A 19360-nucleotide genomic window follows, 5' to 3' on the forward strand; every position below is an offset into this window, starting at 1 on the left:
CTTTTGCCGTTGCTGTTGATGTTGCCTCTGCTGTTGCCTCGGCGGGTGCAGGGCGCAGCCCTGCCGAACCCCAACACCCCGTACTTGCAACGGTCATCATCCCGGTCCACACTTCGTTGCCGATCTGAAGACGGCAACGATGACCCACAAGATCCCGCTGTTGATCGACACCGACCCCGGTGTGGACGACGCCCTGGCCCTGCTGATGGCCTTCGCCGATGAACGGCACGACGTGGTCGCCCTGACCATCGCCGCCGGCAATGTCGGCCTCGAATACACCGTCCGCAACGCCCTCAAGCTCTGCGACATCGTCGGCCGCGCCGACGTGCCGGTGTTTGCCGGCAGCCCGGATCCGCTGCTGCATCCCTCCGTTGACGCTGCCCACGTGCATGGCCGTGACGGCTACGGCGACGTGGACCTGCCGCCGCCGAGCCGCCAGGCCGAAGCCGAGCACGCCGCGCTGGCCATCCTGCGCCTGTCGCACGAGCACGCCGGCGAACTGATGCTGGTGATGCTCGGCCCGCTGACCAACCTGGCGTTGGCGCTGAAGCTGGACCCGACCCTGCCACAGCGCATCAAGCGCATCGTGGTGATGGGCGGCGCGGTCACCTGCCACGGCAACATCACCCCGGCGGCGGAATTCAACATCGCCTTCGACCCGGAAGCGGCGCACGTGGTGTTCACTTCGTTCAAGCACCTGCTGGTGTCGGACTGGGAGGCTACCGTCGCCCACGGCCTGCCGCTGCAGGACGCCGAGAAGTGGCTGCAGGCCGATTCCGATCGCGCCCGTTTCTACGAGCTGATCTCGCGCAAGACCCGTGGCCTGTCCGAAGACAGCAAGGGCGGCCGCTGGTACACCGCCGATGCGGTGGCCATGGCCTGGGCGCTGAACCCGGAAGGGCAGCTGCAGGTGGAATCGCGTCCGCTGAACGTGGAACTGAACGGTACGTTCAGCCGCGGTGCCACCATCGTCGACTGGAACCGCCAGACCGGCCAGCCGGACAACTGCGATCTGCTGATGGCCTACGACCAGCAGCGTTTCGAGGCCCTGGTGCGCCAGGCCCTGGGCGCGGACTGAAGCCGATTGACCCGCACCGGTTGCCCCGAGCGGCAACCGGTGCTTATAATGCCGCTCTTGACCACCAGCCCATTTACGGTGTGAGCCCATGAAGGCCGATATCCATCCGAACTACCGCGACGTCGTCTTCCATGACGTCACCTCCGATTTCAAGATCCTGACCCGCTCGACCATGGCGACGAAGGAAACCATCAAGTGGGAAGACGGCAACGACTACCCGCTGGTGAAGGTTGAAATTTCCTCGGCTTCGCACCCGTTCTACACGGGCAAGCACAAGGTCATCGACACCTCGGGCCGTATCGACAAGTTCCAGAAGCGCTACGCGCGCTGATCTGTCGATCCAGCTTCGAACCGACGGCCGCGCTCTGCGCGGCCGTTTGTTTTTCCCCAACGCCAACCCAACGGGCGTTTGGATGGACGGAACACTGCGTTCGTGTGACAACACTTTTGCCGATCCGGGCCGCTCAACGACCGGCGTCTGGCCGCCTGTCGTATACGACTTCTGTCTAGCGCCGGGCAAATGCTGCTGTGCGATAATGACCTGATCCCCGGCACAGGCCGAGGACGTCATTCACGTGCCTGACCAATGCGCTTGGGCAGGCGCCTTCCCATGAAGGAGCGCACACAGTGTCCGATCTTGATCAGGTCACGCTCAACGCCGGCGATAAGTCGGTCGTTCTGCCCGTCATCAAACCCACCCTTGGCAACGACTGCGTCGACATCGCGAAGCTGACCAAGGAAACGGGGTATTTCACCTACGATTCCGGCTTCACCGCGACGGCCAGCTGCAAGTCCGCCATCACCTACATCGACGGCGACAAGGGCGTGCTGCTGTACCGCGGCTACCCGATCGAACAGCTGTCGGAAAAGTCGAGCTACGTCGAAGTGGCCTACCTGCTGATCAACGGCGAGCGCCCGAGCGCCGAGCAGCTGAAGGCCTTCACCGATGAGCTGGCTGCCGAAGCCAACGTCGACGATTCGATCAACACCCTGATCGGCAGCTTCGCCAAGGATGCCCATCCGATGGCGATCCTGACCGCCGCCATCGCGCAGCTGTCGGGCATCTATCACGCCTCGCTGGACCTGTCCGACGCCGAACAGCGCCGCCAGGCTGCCGTGCGCCTGATCGCCAAGGTGCCGACCCTGTCGGCGCTGATCTACCGCCACGGCAAGGGCCTGCCGGCCAACAAGCCGGACACCTCGCTGGACTACGTCAGTCGCTTCCTGAAGCAGACCTTCGAGTCGGCTGACGGCCAGTACGATCTGAACCCGGACGTGGTCAAGGCGCTGGACCTGCTGTTCATCCTGCACGCCGACCACGAGCAGAACGCCTCGACCTCGACCGTGCGCCTGGTCGGTTCGACCGGTGCCAACCCGTACGCGTCGGTCGCCGCTGGCGTCACCGCGCTGTGGGGTCCGGCCCACGGCGGTGCCAACGAAGCCGTGCTGAAGATGCTGGAAGAGATCGGCACTGCCGACAACGTCGAGTCCGCCGTGGTCAAGGCCAAGGACAAGACCTCCGGCTTCCGCCTGATGGGCTTCGGCCACCGCGTCTACAAGAACTTCGACCCGCGCGCCAAGGTCATCGGCGAGATGACCAGCAAGGTGCTCAAGCAGCTGGGCGTGCAGGATCCGCTGCTGGACGTGGCCGTGAAGCTGGAACAGGCCGCGCTGCAGGACGAGTACTTCGTCGCCCGCAAGCTGTACCCGAACGTCGATTTCTACAGCGGCATCATCTACAAGGCGCTGCAGATCCCGACCGAGATGTTCACCGTCATGTTCGCCCTGGGCCGTACCTCCGGCTGGGTGTCGCATTGGCTGGAACAGCAGGTTGATCCGGAAATGAAGATCGGCCGTCCGCGCCAGGTCTACACCGGCAGCGACGTGCGCGACTACCAGGGCTGATCGCCCGCGTAGGTTGTGCTGAGAACGCCCCGCATCCGCGGGGCGTTTTTTTTGCGCGGACCTGGTAGGTGCGGACCGTTGGTCCGCACGATTTCGGCGCCCGCGAAAAACCATCCACGCATGGCGTGGATCTACCACCGCATCCGCCTTCGGTAGGTGCCAACCTTGGTTGGCACGCGCTTCATCGCGCAAAGACCGCGTGATTCAAGGGTCTCGCCAGCTTCACGACCGCTCGCGCAGCCTCAGGACGCCAGCTGCATCCGCAGCACTTGAAATGGAGCGTCCATCCCGATGAGTACCCGATTCGACCCACCCGAGCGCGGCCCGCTTGGTCCCGACGTCGCCACTGTCGTCACCGCCCCCATCGTCGCCCCTCCCAGCGAAAGCGCCGTTTCCTGGGGCGCCATCTTCGCAGGTGCCGCCGCTGCCGCCGCACTCTCCCTCATCCTGCTCATCCTCGGTGTCGGCCTTGGCCTCTCCTCGGTGTCGCCGTGGTCGTTCGAAGGCGTCAGCAAGGAAACCTTCGGCTGGTCCAGCATCGCCTGGCTTACCTTCACCGCACTGGCCGCTTCCGGCCTGGGCGGCTACCTGGCCGGGCGCCTGCGCACCAAGTGGACGCAGATCCATGGCGATGAAACCTATTTCCGCGATACCGCGCACGGCTTCGTGTCGTGGGCGGTGGCCACGCTGCTGACTGCGGGCCTGCTGACCTCGGCCATCGGCGGCGTGCTCGGCACGGGCGCGAAGGTGGCGGGTGCCACTGCAGGCGCTGCCGCATCCACGGCCGGCGTTGCCGCCGCAGGTGCCGGTAGCGCCGCCGCGGCCGCACCGGAAGGCGACCTCAACTATTGGGTGGATTCCCTGTTCCGCAATGCCACCAACGCCGGTGCTGCCGATCCCGCGGCGCCGCCACCGCCGGGCGCGCCGTCGGATCCGAACGCGGCTCCGCCGCCGGCACCGAATGGGGGCCCGCGCGAGGCCGGCATGGCGCAGCCGCGCCCGATGCCGGGCCGTGCACCGGCCGGCGACCGTCGCGAACTGCGCGCCGAAGTGAACCGCATCATCGTCAACAGCCTGCAGGGCGATGGCCTCGACCCGGCCGACACCCAGTACCTGTCGCAGCTCATCGCGCGCGAAACCGGCATGAGCCAGGCCGAAGCGCAGGCCCGTGTGACCGATGTGCAGACGCGCATGCGTGCCGCGCTGGAGAAAGCCAAGACCACCGCCAAGCAGGCGGCCGACGATGCCCGCAAGGCCGCAGCGTATGCCGCGCTGTGGCTGTTCATCACCCTGCTGATTGGCGCGTTCTTCGCCAGCCTCAGCGCCACCTGGGGCGGCCGCCGCCGCGACCTGTAACCCGCATTCCATGCAAGGAGACCTGCCATGAAAATGATTCTGCTCTGGCTGTTGGGCGTGCCGATTCCGCTGCTGATCCTGTACGCAATCTTCTTCTGAGATTGCATCGTTGAGTGGGACCCGTCAGGCCGCCGTAAGGCGGCCTGATGCCATCCCGTCGTGCGTGAGCATGTGTCTGCAGCGTCGAGTCCTGCTCGACGCTACAAAAGCAAGACGCGGCAGCTGAACTACGACTCCGCGTACCGGCTCGGCGAACATCCCAGCACACGCCGGAAGGCCGCAGAAAATGCGCTCGGAATTGATGCTGAAAGAGGCGTCGGGTCCGCGATGAATGGTTTCTGACGTCGGATGTCGTTTTCACATCTTTTCGGAGTTATTGCATGGGCGTCACTATCGAGGCGAGGGAAGCTGTGGGCATTTATCCCTGCATGGACAACACCATGAACCGACGACTCACCCTTGCGCTCATCGCCACCACGTTGAGCCTGCTCAGCGCTGGGGCCTTTGCCCAGTACACCGGCCCGGGCGCCACCCATGCCGTCACCACGGTTGCCGAGGCGCGCGCTCAGCGTGACGACCAGCCGGTGGTGCTGCGGGGCACGCTGGTGGCCAGGATCGGCCACGAGCGCTACCGCTTCAAGGACGCCACCGGCGAGATCGATGTGGAAATCGACGACAAGGATCTGCCCAGCCACCAGGCCGTCAGCGCGACCACCGTGGTGGAGCTGCACGGTGAGGTGGATACGCACCGCTTCAAGCCCACCGACATTGATGTGGAGCACGTCGCCGTGGTGCCTGCGCATTGAAGGTCGTTCGCGATTTCTACACGTAGCGTCGAGCCGTGCTCGACTCATGCGCACACGGTGCGCCTCAAGCGACAGTCGAGTATCGCTCGACGCCACAAATGCAACGCAATGAGGTTTCTTGCATTCAAGTCGTGAGGAAATTTGCATAATCCTCAAACATTGAAAGCCCTCAAGAATTCTTCTTAACGTCCAGCTATTTAGGAATTGTTGCATGGCCTGCGTGCGGTAGGCCTACCTACCATTCTCTCGTCGCCCGTGACCACCTCCACGGGCGGCGCCTCCCTCCCTTTCTCCTTGGGGAGGGGGGCTTTCAAATTCCCCCTGTCCGAGAGAGACACACATGCACGCCATTCTGAAGAAGGCCACGCTCGCTGCAGCGCTGGCCACCGTTTCGCTGTCCGCCAACGCGTTCGACGCCGACATCAAGGTCTGGGCCAACGTCGACCCGACCCTGGCCCTGCTGAAGGCCGATGGCACCGCGCTGGACTCCGTCGTGAACCTGGTCCACAACCCGGTCAGCGGCCTGGTGCCCTGGACCCAGCAGGTGCGCATCTACTCCAACGACGAAGACAAGGACATCGAAGTGCGCGTCGGCAGCGCCCCGCAGCTGCTCAATACCGATGGCAGCGGCGCCCCGGTACCACTGACCGTCAGCCTCAACGGCAAGGCGCTGACCGTGGCCGCACAGGACTTCACCGCCTCCGACCTGTTCGACGGCGCGCTGCCGGGCGCATCGATCCCGATGCCGCTGCGCATTGCGCAGACCAACCAGGCGCCGATCACCAAGGGCGGTACCTACGAAGGCATCGTCACCATCGCCATGCAGCAGAAGACCACCAGCCCGTAAGGCGCCCGCGCCGGCCCGCATGCCGGGCCGGCCGCTTCCGGTAACACCCCCATGAAATCTCCCGCACCCGCCGTCACCCGGCTGGCGGTCGCGCTCGCCCTGTCGTTGGCCACGCCCCTGGTCGCGGCGCGAGGCGTTCCCGCCGGTTTCGAGGATCTGGTCGAAGGCCAGACCGAACAACTTGAGGTGCGCCTGTTCGGTCGCTCGACCGGGCTGGTGCCGGTGCGCGTGACTCTGGAACACGTGCAGCTGGAAGCCCCGGCCGAGGCGCTGCAGGCATTGCAGCTGCCCGCCGAGGCACAGGCCGCGTTGTTGCCAGCGCTGTCGCAGCCGCTGCCGCGCAACAGCCACCTGGCCTGCCGTTACGGCGGCGCCAGCGCCGGTTGCGGTTACATCGATCCCCCCGAGGAGCCCACCGCCGTGCGCGCGCTGTATGACGAAGGCGAGGGCGCCGTGCGCCTGTTCGTCGCCCGCCAATGGATTCCCGGCGAACCGGCCGCCGAGCGCTACCACCAGGTCAGCGCCAATGCCGAAAATGCCTTCCTGCACCAGCACACGCTCAACGTCAGCGGCGGCCGCGGCTACCAGTCGCTGGCCGCGCAGGGCATGGGCGCGCTGGGCGTGTTGCAGCGCGGGCACCTGTCTGCCGATTGGACCTTCAGCCAGCAGCACTATCGCGGCGGCCACGCCAACCGCGACTTCCAGCTGGACAACGCCTATTACCGCCATGACCTGGGGCAGCAGCACTACCTGCAGGCCGGGCGCATGGACCGCCGCAACCTGAGCAGTCCGCAGGGCGGCACGTTCAGCTTCAGCATGCTGCCGATGGACCGCTTCCAGGGCCTGCGCCTGGGCACCACGCAGGCCTACGTGGATTCGGCGGCCGCCGTACAAGCCACGCCGCTCACCGTGCTGCTGGCACGCGATGCACGGGTGGACGCGTTCGATGGCGAGCGCCTGCTGCAGACCTTCTACCTGCAGGCCGGCATCAACCAGCTCGATACGCGCCGGTTCCCGCTGGGCAACTACACCGTCACCCTGCGCATCTACGAAGACGGCGTGCTGGTGCGCAGCGAGGATGCGCCGTTCGACAAGGGCGGCGACTGGACCGACAGCAGCGTGCAGTGGTTCATGCAGGGCGGCCGCCGTAACGAGCGCCGCAGCGACCGTTTCAACGACGAGCTGGCAGCGATGGCCGGCCTGCGCGTGCCGGTGTCGCGCAACGTGGCAGTGACGGCCGGTGTCGCCGACCTCGGCGGCTTCAGCTATGGCGAACTGCGGCTGGACCTGCGCCATGTGTTCGCCACCCAGGAGATCCGCGGCACCTTCAGCGGCATGCACGGCAGCGACGGCAGCCGTGGCCAGCAGCACCAGCTGTCCTACCGTCGCCGCGCCTCGTGGAATGTGTACCACCAGCGCATGCGCGGCCGTGCCTGCCAGTTCGAGGACGACGCGCGCGACCGGCTCGGCTGTGCCGACTCGCTCAGCGCCTCGATGGCGCTGCCAGTGGCGGGCGGCAATGCCTACGTGGCCTACACCCGCCGCCAGACATGGCGCGCAGGCACCGTGCAACCAGGGCTGGGGGATGACCCGCTGGCCGGGCTCGACCCGCTGTTGCCGCCGTGGATTCCGCAGCCCACGCGCGTGCCGCAGCTCAGCCGCACCTGGCAGGCCAGCTACAGCCGCAGCCAGCGCTGGGGCGAGTTCAGTGTCTCCAGCCGCATCGGCGTATGGCAGCAGACCAATGGCGGCGGCCTGCGCGATGGTCGTGACCGCGGCATCTATTTCAACGTCAGCCTCAACCGCCTGCAGCGCGGTGACCGCGGTAGCTCGCAGCGGCGTTACGGCCTGGATGTGCGCCAGCCGCAACATGCACGACCGGACGTCAACTACAGCGCCGGCCAGACCCTGCGCCAGGAATACGAAGACCAGTACCGCGAAGTGTCTGGCGAACTACGCGGCAACAACAACGAACGCTACAGCGCCACGCTGAGCGGGCAGCTGCAGAACCGCATCGGCCAGACCGGCGCTACGGTATCGCGCTATCAGCACCAGGGTGGCAACGAGGTGGCGTACAGCGCCACGCACAGTTCCGGCCTGGCCATCGGCTCGCGCGGCCTGTACTGGGGCGCAGGCGTGGGCGCCGATGCCGGGCTGGCGGTGCAGGTGGATGGCACCGACGATCTGGACCTGACCGGCGTGGCCGCCGAACTGCAGGTGGGTGGACTGCGCCGGCAGCGGCTGAAGCTGGGCGAACGCCGCCTGCTGCCGATTTCCGCCTACCAATCGCACCGCGCCGAAGTGCAGGACGCTAGCGCACTGGACAGCATCGCCGCCGTGCGCGTGAGCGGTGTGGGCGGGGCGCGCCCGCTGTTCCTCTCGCCGGGGCGCCTGGTGCGCATGCCGGTGCCGATTGAAGTGACCTACACCTTCATCGGCAACGCCCACGACATCGCCGGTGCACCGCTGCGCGGCGCCCGCATTCTCAACGCGCCGGTGCCGGGCACCGGCAGCAATGGAGGCTTCGTGGCCGACTTTCCACGACGCGAAAAGACCCTGTACCTGCTGCAGGACGACCGCCTGCTGCACTGCCCGCTGCAGGTGCGCGAGCGCCGCAGCGTGGTGATGCTGGTGGGCGCCGTGCAGTGCGAACCGCTGGCCGTGGCCCAGCTACCCGCCGACATCCGCCACCAGGCGCGGGTGACCCGGCTACTGCAGGAGCAGGCGTTGATTGCCGCCACGCCGCAGACCGCGGCCGCGGGAGGTGCGCAGTGAACCGCCGGGTGTGGTGGGTGATGGCGGTGCTGTGTGCGCTGGTGGTGCTGGCGCCGCAGGCGATGGCGCAGCAGCCGCCGGAGACCGATCCGCCAAGTGGAGACATTGTTCAGCACATTGCCCAGCGCTGGGACAGATCAGCACTTCCCGTCGAAGTTGAATTGCTTGCCCCCAAAACACTACTTGGCTATAGCAAACGGCCCGAAATGGGCTTGGGCGAGCTACATCTTACTTGCAGATCCAACTCGGATCCGGCGACAGGTAGCTGTCCTGTAAGTGATACCGGTGAGAACGGCTCGTATAGGAGTCGCGTCCCCCTTCGATTCGTTGAGCAACGGAGTGGACTACCAACTGAAGTGAATGTGGAGGGATGGCTTGACCGCGCTGAGTCCGGGCGAGGATGTAATGACTACTGGCAGCCTCATGTGCGGCCTCTCTGGACCACGTTCTCGGCAGCCTGCGTTACGCCCGCAAGTGGCACGGCTCTGTCACTCCGGATTCCAGCTGCTGAACTCCGTCAGCTCGTTGCTGGCCGCTGGAAAGCAAATCTTGAGCTGTCGCTGAGAGATGGCTCCGGAGGATCGCTCGCGCGCTACATATTCGTGTTCGACTTCACCATCACCGACTACAACGCGGTCTCCATCTACTTCCCGCTCTTCGACCAGGTCACCCCGCACGTCGGCCTGAACCTGCAGTACGACCCGCTGGCACAGACCGTCGGTGGTCGGACTCAACTCGATATGTGCCTGTACGACGGACTGGGCTCGCAGAGCCAGTACCTGGGCGTCACCGTGCGCGACAGCGGGCCGCGTCCTCCGGGGCCTTCCGGCTACTCGGTCTGGCATACCGACGGCGGCAGCGACGCCACGCAGCGCGTGGACTACACCGTCACCCTCGATCACAACGGCAGCGCCATACCGCTGCGCAACGGCGTGGAGCAGCTGCTGCACGGCATCGATACCGCAAAGCTGCGCTTGGTGCTGTTGCCCGGCATGACGCAGCCGGTGTTCTGCGTGCCCACGCCATTGACGCTGGACACCCCTCGCGTGCCGGTCAGCAGCAAACGCCCCGGCTACTACGACGGCGACCTCAAGGTGGAACTGCGCGTTCCCACTGTCACGCCCTGATTCCCATGGAGCCCCCGATGAAGCCTTTCATTCGCTGCCTGCTTCCCTTGTCGCTGCTGATGGCGATGCCTGCCCACGCCAATCTCACCGTGCACCCCATGCGCACGTCGGTGGACGTAAAGAAGGGTGCGCAGATCCGCATCTATTCGCAGTCCACCCAGCCGCAGTACGTGCAGGCCTCGATCAAGCGCATCGTCAATCCAGCCAGCGCGGATGAGCAGGAGGTCGAGGTCGAGCCCGGCGAAGCGGCCATCGCCATCACCCCCGGTAAGTTCGCGCTGGCAGGTGGCGGCAATCACCTGATCCGGGTGATTCCGCTGCAGCCGGTCGAGAAGGAAACCGCCTACCGCGTGTACTTTGAAGGTGTGCGTGGCCCTGAAGGGATCGAACGCCCAGGCGAGGGCGAGCGCGCACAGGCCAACATCGGCGTCAGCCTGGTCTGGGGCGCACTGGTCAATGTGCTGCCTGCGCAGCCCGCCATGGCGGTACAGGTGGAAGGCAATCGTCTGCGCAACACCGGCACGGTGCGCGTGGGCATCACCAGCATTGCCGACTGCGATGGCGCGCGCTGCACCGCGTACGACGTGTCGCGAAGCCTCTACCCGGGCAGCGCGCTGGAACTGCCTTTTCCCGTGCAACCGGGACACACGTTGCAGATGCGTTACCGCCTGACTCGCGATGGCTATCGCGAGCACGTGCAGACCCTGGCGCCCAGCGCCGGCTGATTCCCCAGCCCCGCCAGCGGTGCTGGTGGGTTCTTTCTGACGTTCCTGTTAAGGAGATCCAATGAATCGTATCTATCGCCGTCTGTGGAGTCGCGCCCGTCAGTGCTGGGTGGTGGCCAGCGAACTGGCGCCATCGCGCGGGAAAGCGTCTTCCACGGTTCGTGCAGGGAGTCTTGTGCTTCTTTCGTTGCTGGTGGTGCCGGCTGCTGGCGCGCGCGAGGATGACGAAGATGACACAGCCTGGTGGGCACGACAGACAATGAGTGCCTTCGTCGCAACGGCTGGCGACAGTGGGCGCGCATTCGAGACCCGGGCAGTCAATCGTGGCGATGTGTACAGCAACACGTCGCGGGCCAACTGGAGTGTCATCGACGGCAAGGAGTCCATGGCACTTGGGTCGGAAGCACGTGCCAGCGGTGAACATAGTCTCGCGGCAGGTATCAGCAGCCGTGCCGCGGGTGCGAGAAGCGTGACACTTGGGAGTCTCTCGGAGGCATGGGGAGATAACAGCATTGCGCTCGGTCACTATGCGGTCACCGAGAACGGTGGATATGGCACTGCTGTAGGCACCTACAGTAGGGCCAACGGGATTGGAGCAACGGCGCTTGGGCAGAATGCCAAGGCTCAAACCGAAAACTCCATTGCCGTGGGAAGTGGTTCCATGACAAATCCCGGCGCAGGCATCTCCAAGATTGCCATCGGTGGTGATGCGTACGCGGGCAGTAGTGGCTGGACGGGTGCAATCGCACTGGGCGGGGAATCGCTCGCAGAGTACGACGGTGTGGCTGTTGGTTATGGTGCAAAGACATCGGCAAATGGCACTGTGGCACTTGGTCGTGGATCGCTTGCCACAGAGGCCAACACCGTTTCGGTCGGTAGCGCCAGCGTGAAAAGGCGGGTAGTCAATGTGGCCGATGCGGGGCTGAACTCGACCAGCAGTGATGCAGTCACGGGCAAGCAGCTGTATGCCACCAACTCCAACGTGACCAAGGCCCAGGCCGCGGCCGATGGGGCGAAAACGACGGCCACGGCGGCACAATCCACCGCCAACACGGCCAACAGCAATGCCAACTCGGCGCTGGCGAAGGCCAATGCGGTCAGTGGCCTGGTCAGCCAGGTATCGGCCGCTGGCAACGTAAGGCTGGGTGGTGAGAACACCGGTACGGTGCTGGATGTGCGCAACAAGTCCAATGCCAACCGCCGCATCACCGGTCTGGCTGACGCATCGCTCACGACAACCAGCACCGAGGCTGTGACGGGCAAACAGCTCACTGCTACCAACACCAATGTGACCAGTGCCAAAACTGCGGCCGATGCAGCGAAGACAACTGCCACGGCAGCGCAGTCCATGGCCACTACGGCCAATACCAATGCCAACACAGCGTTGGCCAAGGCCAATGCGGTCAGTGGCCTGGTCAGCCAGGTCTCGGCCAGCGGCAACGTGCGTATTGGCGGCGAGAACACCGGCACCGTGCTGGATGTGCGCAACAAGTCCAACGCAGTTCGCATTATCTCTGGTTTGAAGGATGGGGCGCTGAGCACGACCAGCACCGAGGCAGTCACAGGCAAGCAGCTCAACGCAACCAATACCAATGTCAGCAAGGCGCAGGCAGCAGCCGACGCAACGGCTGCGCGGCTGAACGCCAGTGCCGTGGCCCTGGGCGCGGGAGCTGTCGCGGAGCAGGCCAGCTACGGCATCAGTACGGCGCTGGGTAACAACGCCAAAGCCTACAACGGCAAGAGCGTCGCCATGGGCGCAGACGCTCGCGCGACAGTGGATGACGCGGGCAACAAGATCAGTGGCAACGCGGGTGTGTCCATCGGTGCTGGCACCCGCAGTGGCAACGGTGCGGTGGCGCTTGGATTGGATGCCGTCGCAACGGGTGATCGAGGCGTTGCCGTCGGCCATGAGGCGTCTGGTAAAGGCACGCACGCCACCGCTATGGGCTTCCAGAGCAACGCATCGGCCAACCAGGCCACGGCGGTCGGGCGCGGCGCCCTAGCCAGCAGCCTGTATGCCTCGGCAGTGGGCAATCAGGCCAGTGCCACGGCACAGAGCGCGTTGGCCCTTGGTGATCGCGCCAATGCGGCACACGCGGGCGCTGTTGCGCTCGGCAATGGCTCAGCCACGACTGGGACCAATCAGGTCTCGGTGGGCAACGGTTCGTTGAAACGCAAAGTGGTCAACGTGGCGGATGCCGCCCTGAGTACGTCCAGCAGTGAAGCGGTGACCGGCAGGCAGTTGCATGCCACCAACACCAGCGTGGCTGCTGTGAAGGCGACCGCGGACGGTGCGCAGGCGCGCGTGGCGGTGTTGGATGGCCTGGTGGGGCAGGTATCGGCAGGCGGCAACGTGCGCCTGGGTGCAGACAACACCGGCACCGTCGTCGACGTGGCCAACAAGACCGGCGCCAAACGCAAGCTGCAGAATCTGGCCAATGGCGTGCTCAGTACGTCCAGCACGGATGCAGTGACCGGGCAGCAGCTCAATGCCACCAATAGCGAAGTGACCAGCGTGCGCACGGCGGCAACCGCGGCGAAGACGGCGGCCGACGCCGCCCGTGGCGTGGCTGATGGCGCTGTGCAGAAGGCTGATGCCTTGGGCGGACTGGTGGGTCAGGTGTCTGCCAGTGGTAATGTCCGCCTGGGGGCAGAGAACACCGGCACGATTGTGGATGTCGCCAACAAGAGCGGTGGCAAGCGGCGCATCTACAACATCGCCAACGGCACGCTGAGTACGGGCAGCACCGATGCGGTGACCGGGCAGCAGCTGTTTGCGACCAATGCCACGGTGGAGACACAGCGACAGGCTTTGGCTGGGCACGCGCAGCAGCTGACGGATCAGGACGGGCGTATCACCGACAACCGGGTCGAGCTGGATGCGCTGCGTGAGGACTTCGATAACTTCGATCCGGATCTGGATGGCGTGGTCAAGTTCAGTGCTGATCGTCACCTGGTGGACATGGAAGGTGCACGCGTATCGGGGGTGGCAGCGGGGGATATCAGTTCTGCGGCCAGTACGGATGCAGTGAATGGTGGGCAGTTGTTTGCGACCAACTTGGCTCTACGCAAGATTGAAGAGCGTGGCGAGTTCGTTCAGGTGGGTTGGGACGCGCAAAGCAGCAGTGCTGAGGCTGGGAGTCTGGCTGTGGCAATTGGCAGTGACGCTAAGGCAATCGGGAGTGGTGCAACTGCCATTGGCGCGTACTCACTTTCTTCTGGAATCAACTCTGTCGCTATCGGTAGGGGTTCGCAGGTTGCTCTTGGTGCTGAGGGCGGATTTGCGCTGGGGAGTGGAACAAAGGTTGCTGCTACATCGGGCGTGGCAATTGGTGTAGCAAGTCAGATCGCCAGTGGTGCGGATGGGGCAGTTGCATTGGGAGCGACGTCGATTGCCACCGAAGCGAATGTCGTTTCAGTGGGCAACGATACTTTGCGCCGGCGTATCGTGAACATAGATAGGGGGCGTGGAAGTAGTGACGCAGTAGTCGTTGCGCAACTTCGCGAATCTTTGGCGTTTCTTGGTGGTGGAGCCACATTGGACCAGCAAGGCAACGTCATCGGCCCTATGTACAATATTCAAGGAGGGGTCCATAGCACTGTCGATGAGGCCCTCACCGCCTTAGACTCCGCCGTAGTCACCACCGGTTCCCGCGTAGACCGCGTCGAAACCCAGCTCCGCTCGGTCTTCCAGGAAACGCCCTCCACCCGCAGCGACGGCACTGCCCAGCTCACCCTGGCCGGCGCCAATGGCATGGTCATTTCCAACGTGGCCAACGGCCTGATCGCTGCCGGTAGCCGCGAGGCCGTCAACGGTGGCCAGCTGCACGCCGTGCAGCAGCAGCTCAATGGCCGCATGGACGGGCTGGAGCAGCGCGTGGATGGCCAGCCGCAGTCGCGTGCGCTGTCCACGGCTTCGGCCGCGCCCACCGAGCAGGTCACGCCAACGCCGGAAGCCAGCGATTCACCGCAGGTGGCTTCGACAGGCGAGGGCACGTCGCCAATGCCGCAGCCGAAGTCGAAGAAGGACGACACGCCGTCGCCCACGCCGCAGGTCGATACCGCCGAATTGGAGAAGATGCTGGCCCGCGCCAACGAGTACACCGATGGCGCCATCAGCAACTTCGAGCGTCGTCTGGACAAGATGGACAAGCGCTTCAACCGCATGGCCGCGATGAGCAGTGCGCAGACGGCCATGGCCATGAACACCGCTGGCCTGGCCACCTACAACCGCCTCGGCGCGGGCGTGGGCTATGCCGAAGGCGAATCGGCCATGGCGGTGGGCTACCAGCGTGTGCTCAACGAAAAGGGCTCAGCCACCTTCAGCCTCAATGGTGCGTTCACCAACAGCGGTGAACGCAGCATGGGCGTGGGTGTGGGCATCGGCTGGTAAGCGATGGAGCCCCGGCGTGACGCGCGTAATCCACCCCGTCGCGCCGGGGTCCTGGCCAAGGAGATGGCAATGTACAGATGGGTAAGCGGATTCATCAGCTATCGCACGTTCTATATCTGGCGGGCGCGCTATCGCTACTACACCCGGAACCTGGATCTGTGGACGCTGATGAGCGGTCTGTGCATCGTCGGTCTACTGCTGGTCCTGTGGTACATGTGGCAGATGCTGGGCGTGCCGCCGCCGCGCATACATCCGGATACAGCGGCGCTGCGCATCGAGGGCGTCACCCACGAGGCGATCCATCGCATCGTGCTGGTGCGCCACGCTGGCAGCACGCGGGGGGCCGAGTTCACCACGCCGGAGGACGTGCGGGCGAGTACGCTGCGCACGATGCGGGTACGGCAGGTGATGGACAGCGAGGTGGTGTGGCGGCTGAAGGCCGACATGCTGGCGGACATCGCTGACTACATCAACGTCACAGGCGGGTGCTTTCCCTACGACTGCCGGCAGATTCGGGATCGGTTGGATCCCGTGCGCAAGGCCGCTGTGGAGAATGCGCAGATCAACGCCTCACTGGCGACGATCCTGGACGTGCCGCTGGACCAGATGCCGCTCTTGAAGGGCGGCGAGCGTGAGCGGGTGAAGAGTGGGTGGTCGGATACGTTCAACGACGTCTACTTTCAGGCCGGCTTGCTGCGGGACCTGCAGGCCATGCATGCGCAGATGATGCGGGAGTATCCGCAGCGAGCCCCCGCGCCCTGGTTGCCGCGGTTGCTCAGCGACCCGCTGCGCGATACCCGTTTCGTCTGGTAGCGGGAGCATGATGGGCGCCATCTGCCAGAGCAGGTAGCGCAGCTTTTGTAGAGTCGAGCCGCGCTCGACTGCTCTTCGGTCGGCAATCGGTTGCCTGAAGCACGGTGCGGACCAACGGTCCGCACCCACCAAAGACAGGTACCGCTACGCTCGCCGGCCATGGGCCGGCGCCACCGTCATCCGCCGATGTACGCGGTGATCTCCGCCTCGGCCAGCACCTGCCGCAACTGCGCGACAGACGCGCGCCGCATCGGCTTCTCATCCACGGGTGACAGCGGTGCTTGGCGCAGGGCGTCGTACGGCAGTACGGCCAGGTCGAAGGTCAGTTCCTCGGCACTGAACACCCACACCGGTACATCCAGGCAGCGTTCGCGGTCCATGCGCAGGCGGCGCGTCCGTGATTCGGCGGGGATGCCGTGCTCGTCCAGGAAGCGGTGCACGGCTTCCGGGTCGTCGCTGTGCAGGTGCAGCTGCACGGGGCTGTTGGCGTCGGCGGTGCCGTCCAGCACCGGGCCAGCCAGGCGCGGCGCGAAGCCGTGCAGGAACTCCAGCGCACGCATTGCAGCTTCGCGGCGGCGCTGAAGCTCGTTGCCGTGCTGGGGCCCGGAGAACAGCCGCTGGTACTCGCGCAGGGCGTCTTCGATCTCGGTGTTGCGGGGCAGGGAGGCATCGTCGTGGATGCCGAGCCGGCTGGCGGCCTTCAACTTGGCCTGGTGGTAGTCGCGGATGCCGCCTTCGGCCATCAGGCGGGCGGCTTCGTGGGCGAGGCGGTGGCGACGCTCGCGGGTCTGGCTGGCAGCATGCTGACGGGCGCGATGCATGCGATGACTCCCTGTTGCGACCTGGGTACAGAGTAGCGCAGGGATGTGACATCTGCGTGGGTATGGCGCGGAGATGCCAACCAACGGTTGGCACCCACCACGGCAATCGGGTGCCGTTGATCCTGTAGAGCCGAGCCCATGCTCGGCTGCTCTACCGCGGGCGCCCGGAGCCGAGCATGGGCTCGGCTCTACAAAGGGCAGTGCCAACCAACGGTTGGCACCCACCGAATCCTTCCTCAGAAGATATCGAACGCGGCGGCGTCGGCCTGCGGCGTATTGAGGTTCAGGTCGTAGTCGGTCAGGCGGTCCATGTCTTCCACCTTCACCCACTCGGTCGCGCCGTTGAGGGTGGCCTGGACCATGCCGCTGGGCGGCTCGTTCTGCGCGATCGGGGTGTCCTTCAGCGCGGTGCGCATGTAGTCGATCCAGATCGGCAGGGCGGCCTTGCCGCCGTATTCGCGGTAACCCAGCGAGCGGAAGTCGTCGCGGCCCACCCACACGGTGGTCACGTACGGGCCGCCGAAGCCGGAGAACCAGGCATCGCGGTGGTCGTTGGTGGAGCCGGTCTTGCCGCCCACGTCCTCGCGGCCGAGCACCTTGGCCTGGGCGCCGGTACCGCGCTGGACCACGTCGCGCATCATCGACACCAGCTGGTAGGCGGTGCGGGCGTCGATCGCGCGCGGGGCGGTGCGGGCATCGGGGTTGACCGGCGCGGCCGGGGTCTCGGCCTTGGCTTCGGCCTTGGCCGCAGCGGCCGGGTCCACCTTCGGGGCCGGGGCGCCGAAGTTGAAGCCGTCCACCACCTGGTTGACCGGCTGGTCGCTGCTGCCGGCGCAGTCGCGGCAGGCCATCGCCGGGTTTTCCTTGAACACCAGGTTGCCGTCGCGGTCGTTCACCTGGTCGATCAGCCAGGTGTCCACGCGCGAGCCGCCGTTGGCGAACACGGCGTAGCCACGGGCCACCGACAGCGGGGTGAGCGAGGCGGTACCCAGCGACATCGACAGGTTCGGCGGCAGCTCGGATTCGGCGAAACCAAATTCGCTGATGTACTTGCGCGCGTAGTCCACGCCCATGCCATCGAGCAGACGCACCGAGACCAGGTTGCGCGACTGCACCAGCGCTTCGCGCAGGCGCATCGGGCCGCGGAAACCGCCGCCGTCGTTCTGCGGGGCCCAGGTCTTGCCGCGGCGGTCGCGGAACACGACCGGGGCGTCGAGCACGATCGAGGCCGGGTTGTAGCCCTTGTCGAAAGCGGCCGCGTAGACGAACGGCTTGAAGCTCGAACCCGGCTGGCGACGTGCCTGGGTGGCGCGGTTGAACTTGTTGCCGGAGAAGCTGAAGCCACCGACCAGCGCCTTCAGGGCGCCGCTGTGGGCATCCAGCGAGACCAGCGCGGACTGGCCGCGCGGAAGCTGGTCCAGCAGCCACTCACCTTCCTTGGCACCGGCGCGCACGCGCACGATGTCGCCGCGCTGCACCAGCTTGCCCGGGGTCTTGTTGGTCCACTTGGCGGCGCCGGCCGGCAGCACGATCTCGCTGCGGTTGGCCAGCACCACGGTGGCGCTGCCATCGGCACCGGTGCTGGCGACGATGGCCGGCAGCAGGCCGGCCTGGCCGAACAGACCGCGCAGGTGCTCGGCCAGGGCGGCGGCATCTTCGCCGGCACCGACCTGGACCTGCTTCTCCACGCCGTGCCAGCCGTGGCGGTGGTCGTACAGCAGCAGGCCGTCGCGCACCGACTGGTTGGCGGCGGTCTGCAGGGTGGCGTCGATGGTGGTGGTGACGTGGTAGCCCTTGTTGACCACATCGCCGCCGAAGCGGGCGATCATTTCCTGGCGCACCAGCTCGGCCACGTACGGGGCATCGACCTGCACCGGCGGCTCATGCGCGGTGGCGTGCATCGGCACGGCCTTGGCCGCGTCGGCCTCGGCCTGGCTGACGAACTTCAGGTCGGCCATGCGCTGCAGCACATAGTTGTCACGACGCTGGCGGGCGCGCTCCGGGTTGGAGATCGGGTTGCCTGAGGAGGGGAACTTGGGGATGCCGGCCAGCGAGGCCATCTCGTCCAGGTCCAGCTCGTTCAGCTTCTTGCCGTAATAGAACTCGGCGGCGGCGGCGACGCCGTAGGCGCGGTTGCCGAAGAAACTCTTGTTCAGGTACAGCTCGAAGATCTCGTCCTTGCTCAGCTCGGACTCGATCTTCCGCGCCAGCAGGATCTCGGCCAGCTTGCGGGTGTAGCTGTACTCGGAGCTGAGGAAGAACTGGCGGGCCACCTGCTGGGTGATGGTGGAGCCACCGGGCACGCGCTTGTCGTTGGTGGTGGCCAGCAGCCACACCGCACGGCCGATGCCCATGTAGTCCACGCCGCCATGCTCGTAGAAGCGGGCGTCCTCGGTGGCCAGGAAGGCCTGCTTCAGGCGCTCGGGCACGTCCTTCATGGTGATCGGGGTACGCCGGGTCTCGCCGAACACCGCCATCAGCTTGCCGTCGGCAGCGTAGACGTACATCGGCTCCTGCATTTCCACGTCGCGCAGGGTCTGCACGTCGGGAAGCTTGGAGGACACGGCGTAGTACAGACCGCCTACGGCGGCCGCGCCGATCAGCGCCAGGACCAGGACAATCAGGAAGATCCAGCGCAGCCAGCGGCGGAGTCGAGTCATCGGGTTCAGATTCCGATTGCGAATTTCGTGGTCGCAGAGTATAGATTACGCAAG

13 protein-coding genes are annotated in these 19360 nt (G+C 65.6%); 11 read left to right on the forward strand and 2 right to left on the reverse strand.

The window, feature by feature from the left end:
- Positions 1-139 precede the first annotated feature (139 nt).
- The 11 genes from N5D20_RS21555 (at position 140) to N5D20_RS21605 (ending at position 15825) form a co-directional block, all read left to right on the forward strand.
- On the forward strand, positions 140-1078 hold the full coding sequence (locus tag N5D20_RS21555; protein WP_043400344.1) for a nucleoside hydrolase: 939 nt from the start codon (positions 140-142) through the stop codon (positions 1076-1078).
- A gap of 88 nt (positions 1079-1166) precedes the next feature.
- Positions 1167-1409 (forward strand): type B 50S ribosomal protein L31, encoded by a 243-nt coding sequence (locus N5D20_RS21560; RefSeq protein ID WP_010484049.1) that lies wholly within the window; start codon positions 1167-1169, stop codon positions 1407-1409.
- Between the two features lie 296 nt (positions 1410-1705).
- Positions 1706-2983, forward strand: coding sequence for a citrate synthase (locus N5D20_RS21565; RefSeq protein WP_019338763.1), 1278 nt, complete (start codon positions 1706-1708; stop codon positions 2981-2983).
- A 291-nt stretch (positions 2984-3274) separates the two neighbouring features.
- Complete coding sequence (locus tag N5D20_RS21570) at positions 3275-4339, forward strand: hypothetical protein (protein ID WP_197579280.1); 1065 nt, start codon at positions 3275-3277, stop codon at positions 4337-4339.
- A 440-nt stretch (positions 4340-4779) separates the two neighbouring features.
- The gene (locus N5D20_RS21575) at positions 4780-5145 is read left to right on the forward strand and encodes a NirD/YgiW/YdeI family stress tolerance protein (protein WP_026347019.1); all 366 of its coding nucleotides are present in this window, start codon (positions 4780-4782) and stop codon (positions 5143-5145) included.
- A 340-nt stretch (positions 5146-5485) separates the two neighbouring features.
- Positions 5486-5992, forward strand: coding sequence for a CS1 type fimbrial major subunit (locus N5D20_RS21580; RefSeq protein WP_019338759.1), 507 nt, complete (start codon positions 5486-5488; stop codon positions 5990-5992).
- Positions 5993-6043: 51 nt separating this feature from the next.
- Positions 6044-8767: a TcfC E-set like domain-containing protein gene (locus tag N5D20_RS21585; protein ID WP_197579279.1), complete on the forward strand. Its 2724-nt coding sequence runs from the start codon at positions 6044-6046 to the stop codon at positions 8765-8767.
- Between the two features lie 206 nt (positions 8768-8973).
- Positions 8974-9894 (forward strand): CfaE/CblD family pilus tip adhesin, encoded by a 921-nt coding sequence (locus N5D20_RS21590; protein ID WP_279915040.1) that lies wholly within the window; start codon positions 8974-8976, stop codon positions 9892-9894.
- 17 nt (positions 9895-9911) lie between these two features.
- Positions 9912-10619, forward strand: a complete 708-nt coding sequence (locus N5D20_RS21595; RefSeq protein ID WP_197579278.1) for a pilus assembly protein — start codon at positions 9912-9914, stop codon at positions 10617-10619.
- A gap of 61 nt (positions 10620-10680) precedes the next feature.
- Positions 10681-15012 carry an ESPR-type extended signal peptide-containing protein gene (locus N5D20_RS21600; protein WP_197579277.1) on the forward strand — a complete coding sequence of 1444 codons (4332 nt, stop codon included), beginning with the start codon at positions 10681-10683 and terminating at the stop codon, positions 15010-15012.
- A 69-nt stretch (positions 15013-15081) separates the two neighbouring features.
- The gene (locus tag N5D20_RS21605) at positions 15082-15825 is read left to right on the forward strand and encodes a hypothetical protein (RefSeq protein WP_049432669.1); all 744 of its coding nucleotides are present in this window, start codon (positions 15082-15084) and stop codon (positions 15823-15825) included.
- 176 nt (positions 15826-16001) lie between these two features.
- On the opposite strand, the gene N5D20_RS21610 is transcribed toward N5D20_RS21605, so the two are convergent.
- Both N5D20_RS21610 and N5D20_RS21615 read right to left on the reverse strand, forming a co-directional pair.
- The gene (locus tag N5D20_RS21610) at positions 16002-16646 is read right to left on the reverse strand and encodes a hypothetical protein (RefSeq protein WP_012511978.1); all 645 of its coding nucleotides are present in this window, start codon (positions 16644-16646) and stop codon (positions 16002-16004) included.
- A 236-nt stretch (positions 16647-16882) separates the two neighbouring features.
- Entirely contained in the window at positions 16883-19306 is a 2424-nt protein-coding gene (locus tag N5D20_RS21615; protein ID WP_049486874.1) for a penicillin-binding protein 1A, read from the reverse strand.
- Positions 19307-19360 lie beyond the last annotated feature (54 nt).

Source organism: Stenotrophomonas sp. GD03877 (assembly GCF_029840555.1).
GTDB classification, from domain to species: domain Bacteria; phylum Pseudomonadota; class Gammaproteobacteria; order Xanthomonadales; family Xanthomonadaceae; genus Stenotrophomonas; species Stenotrophomonas geniculata.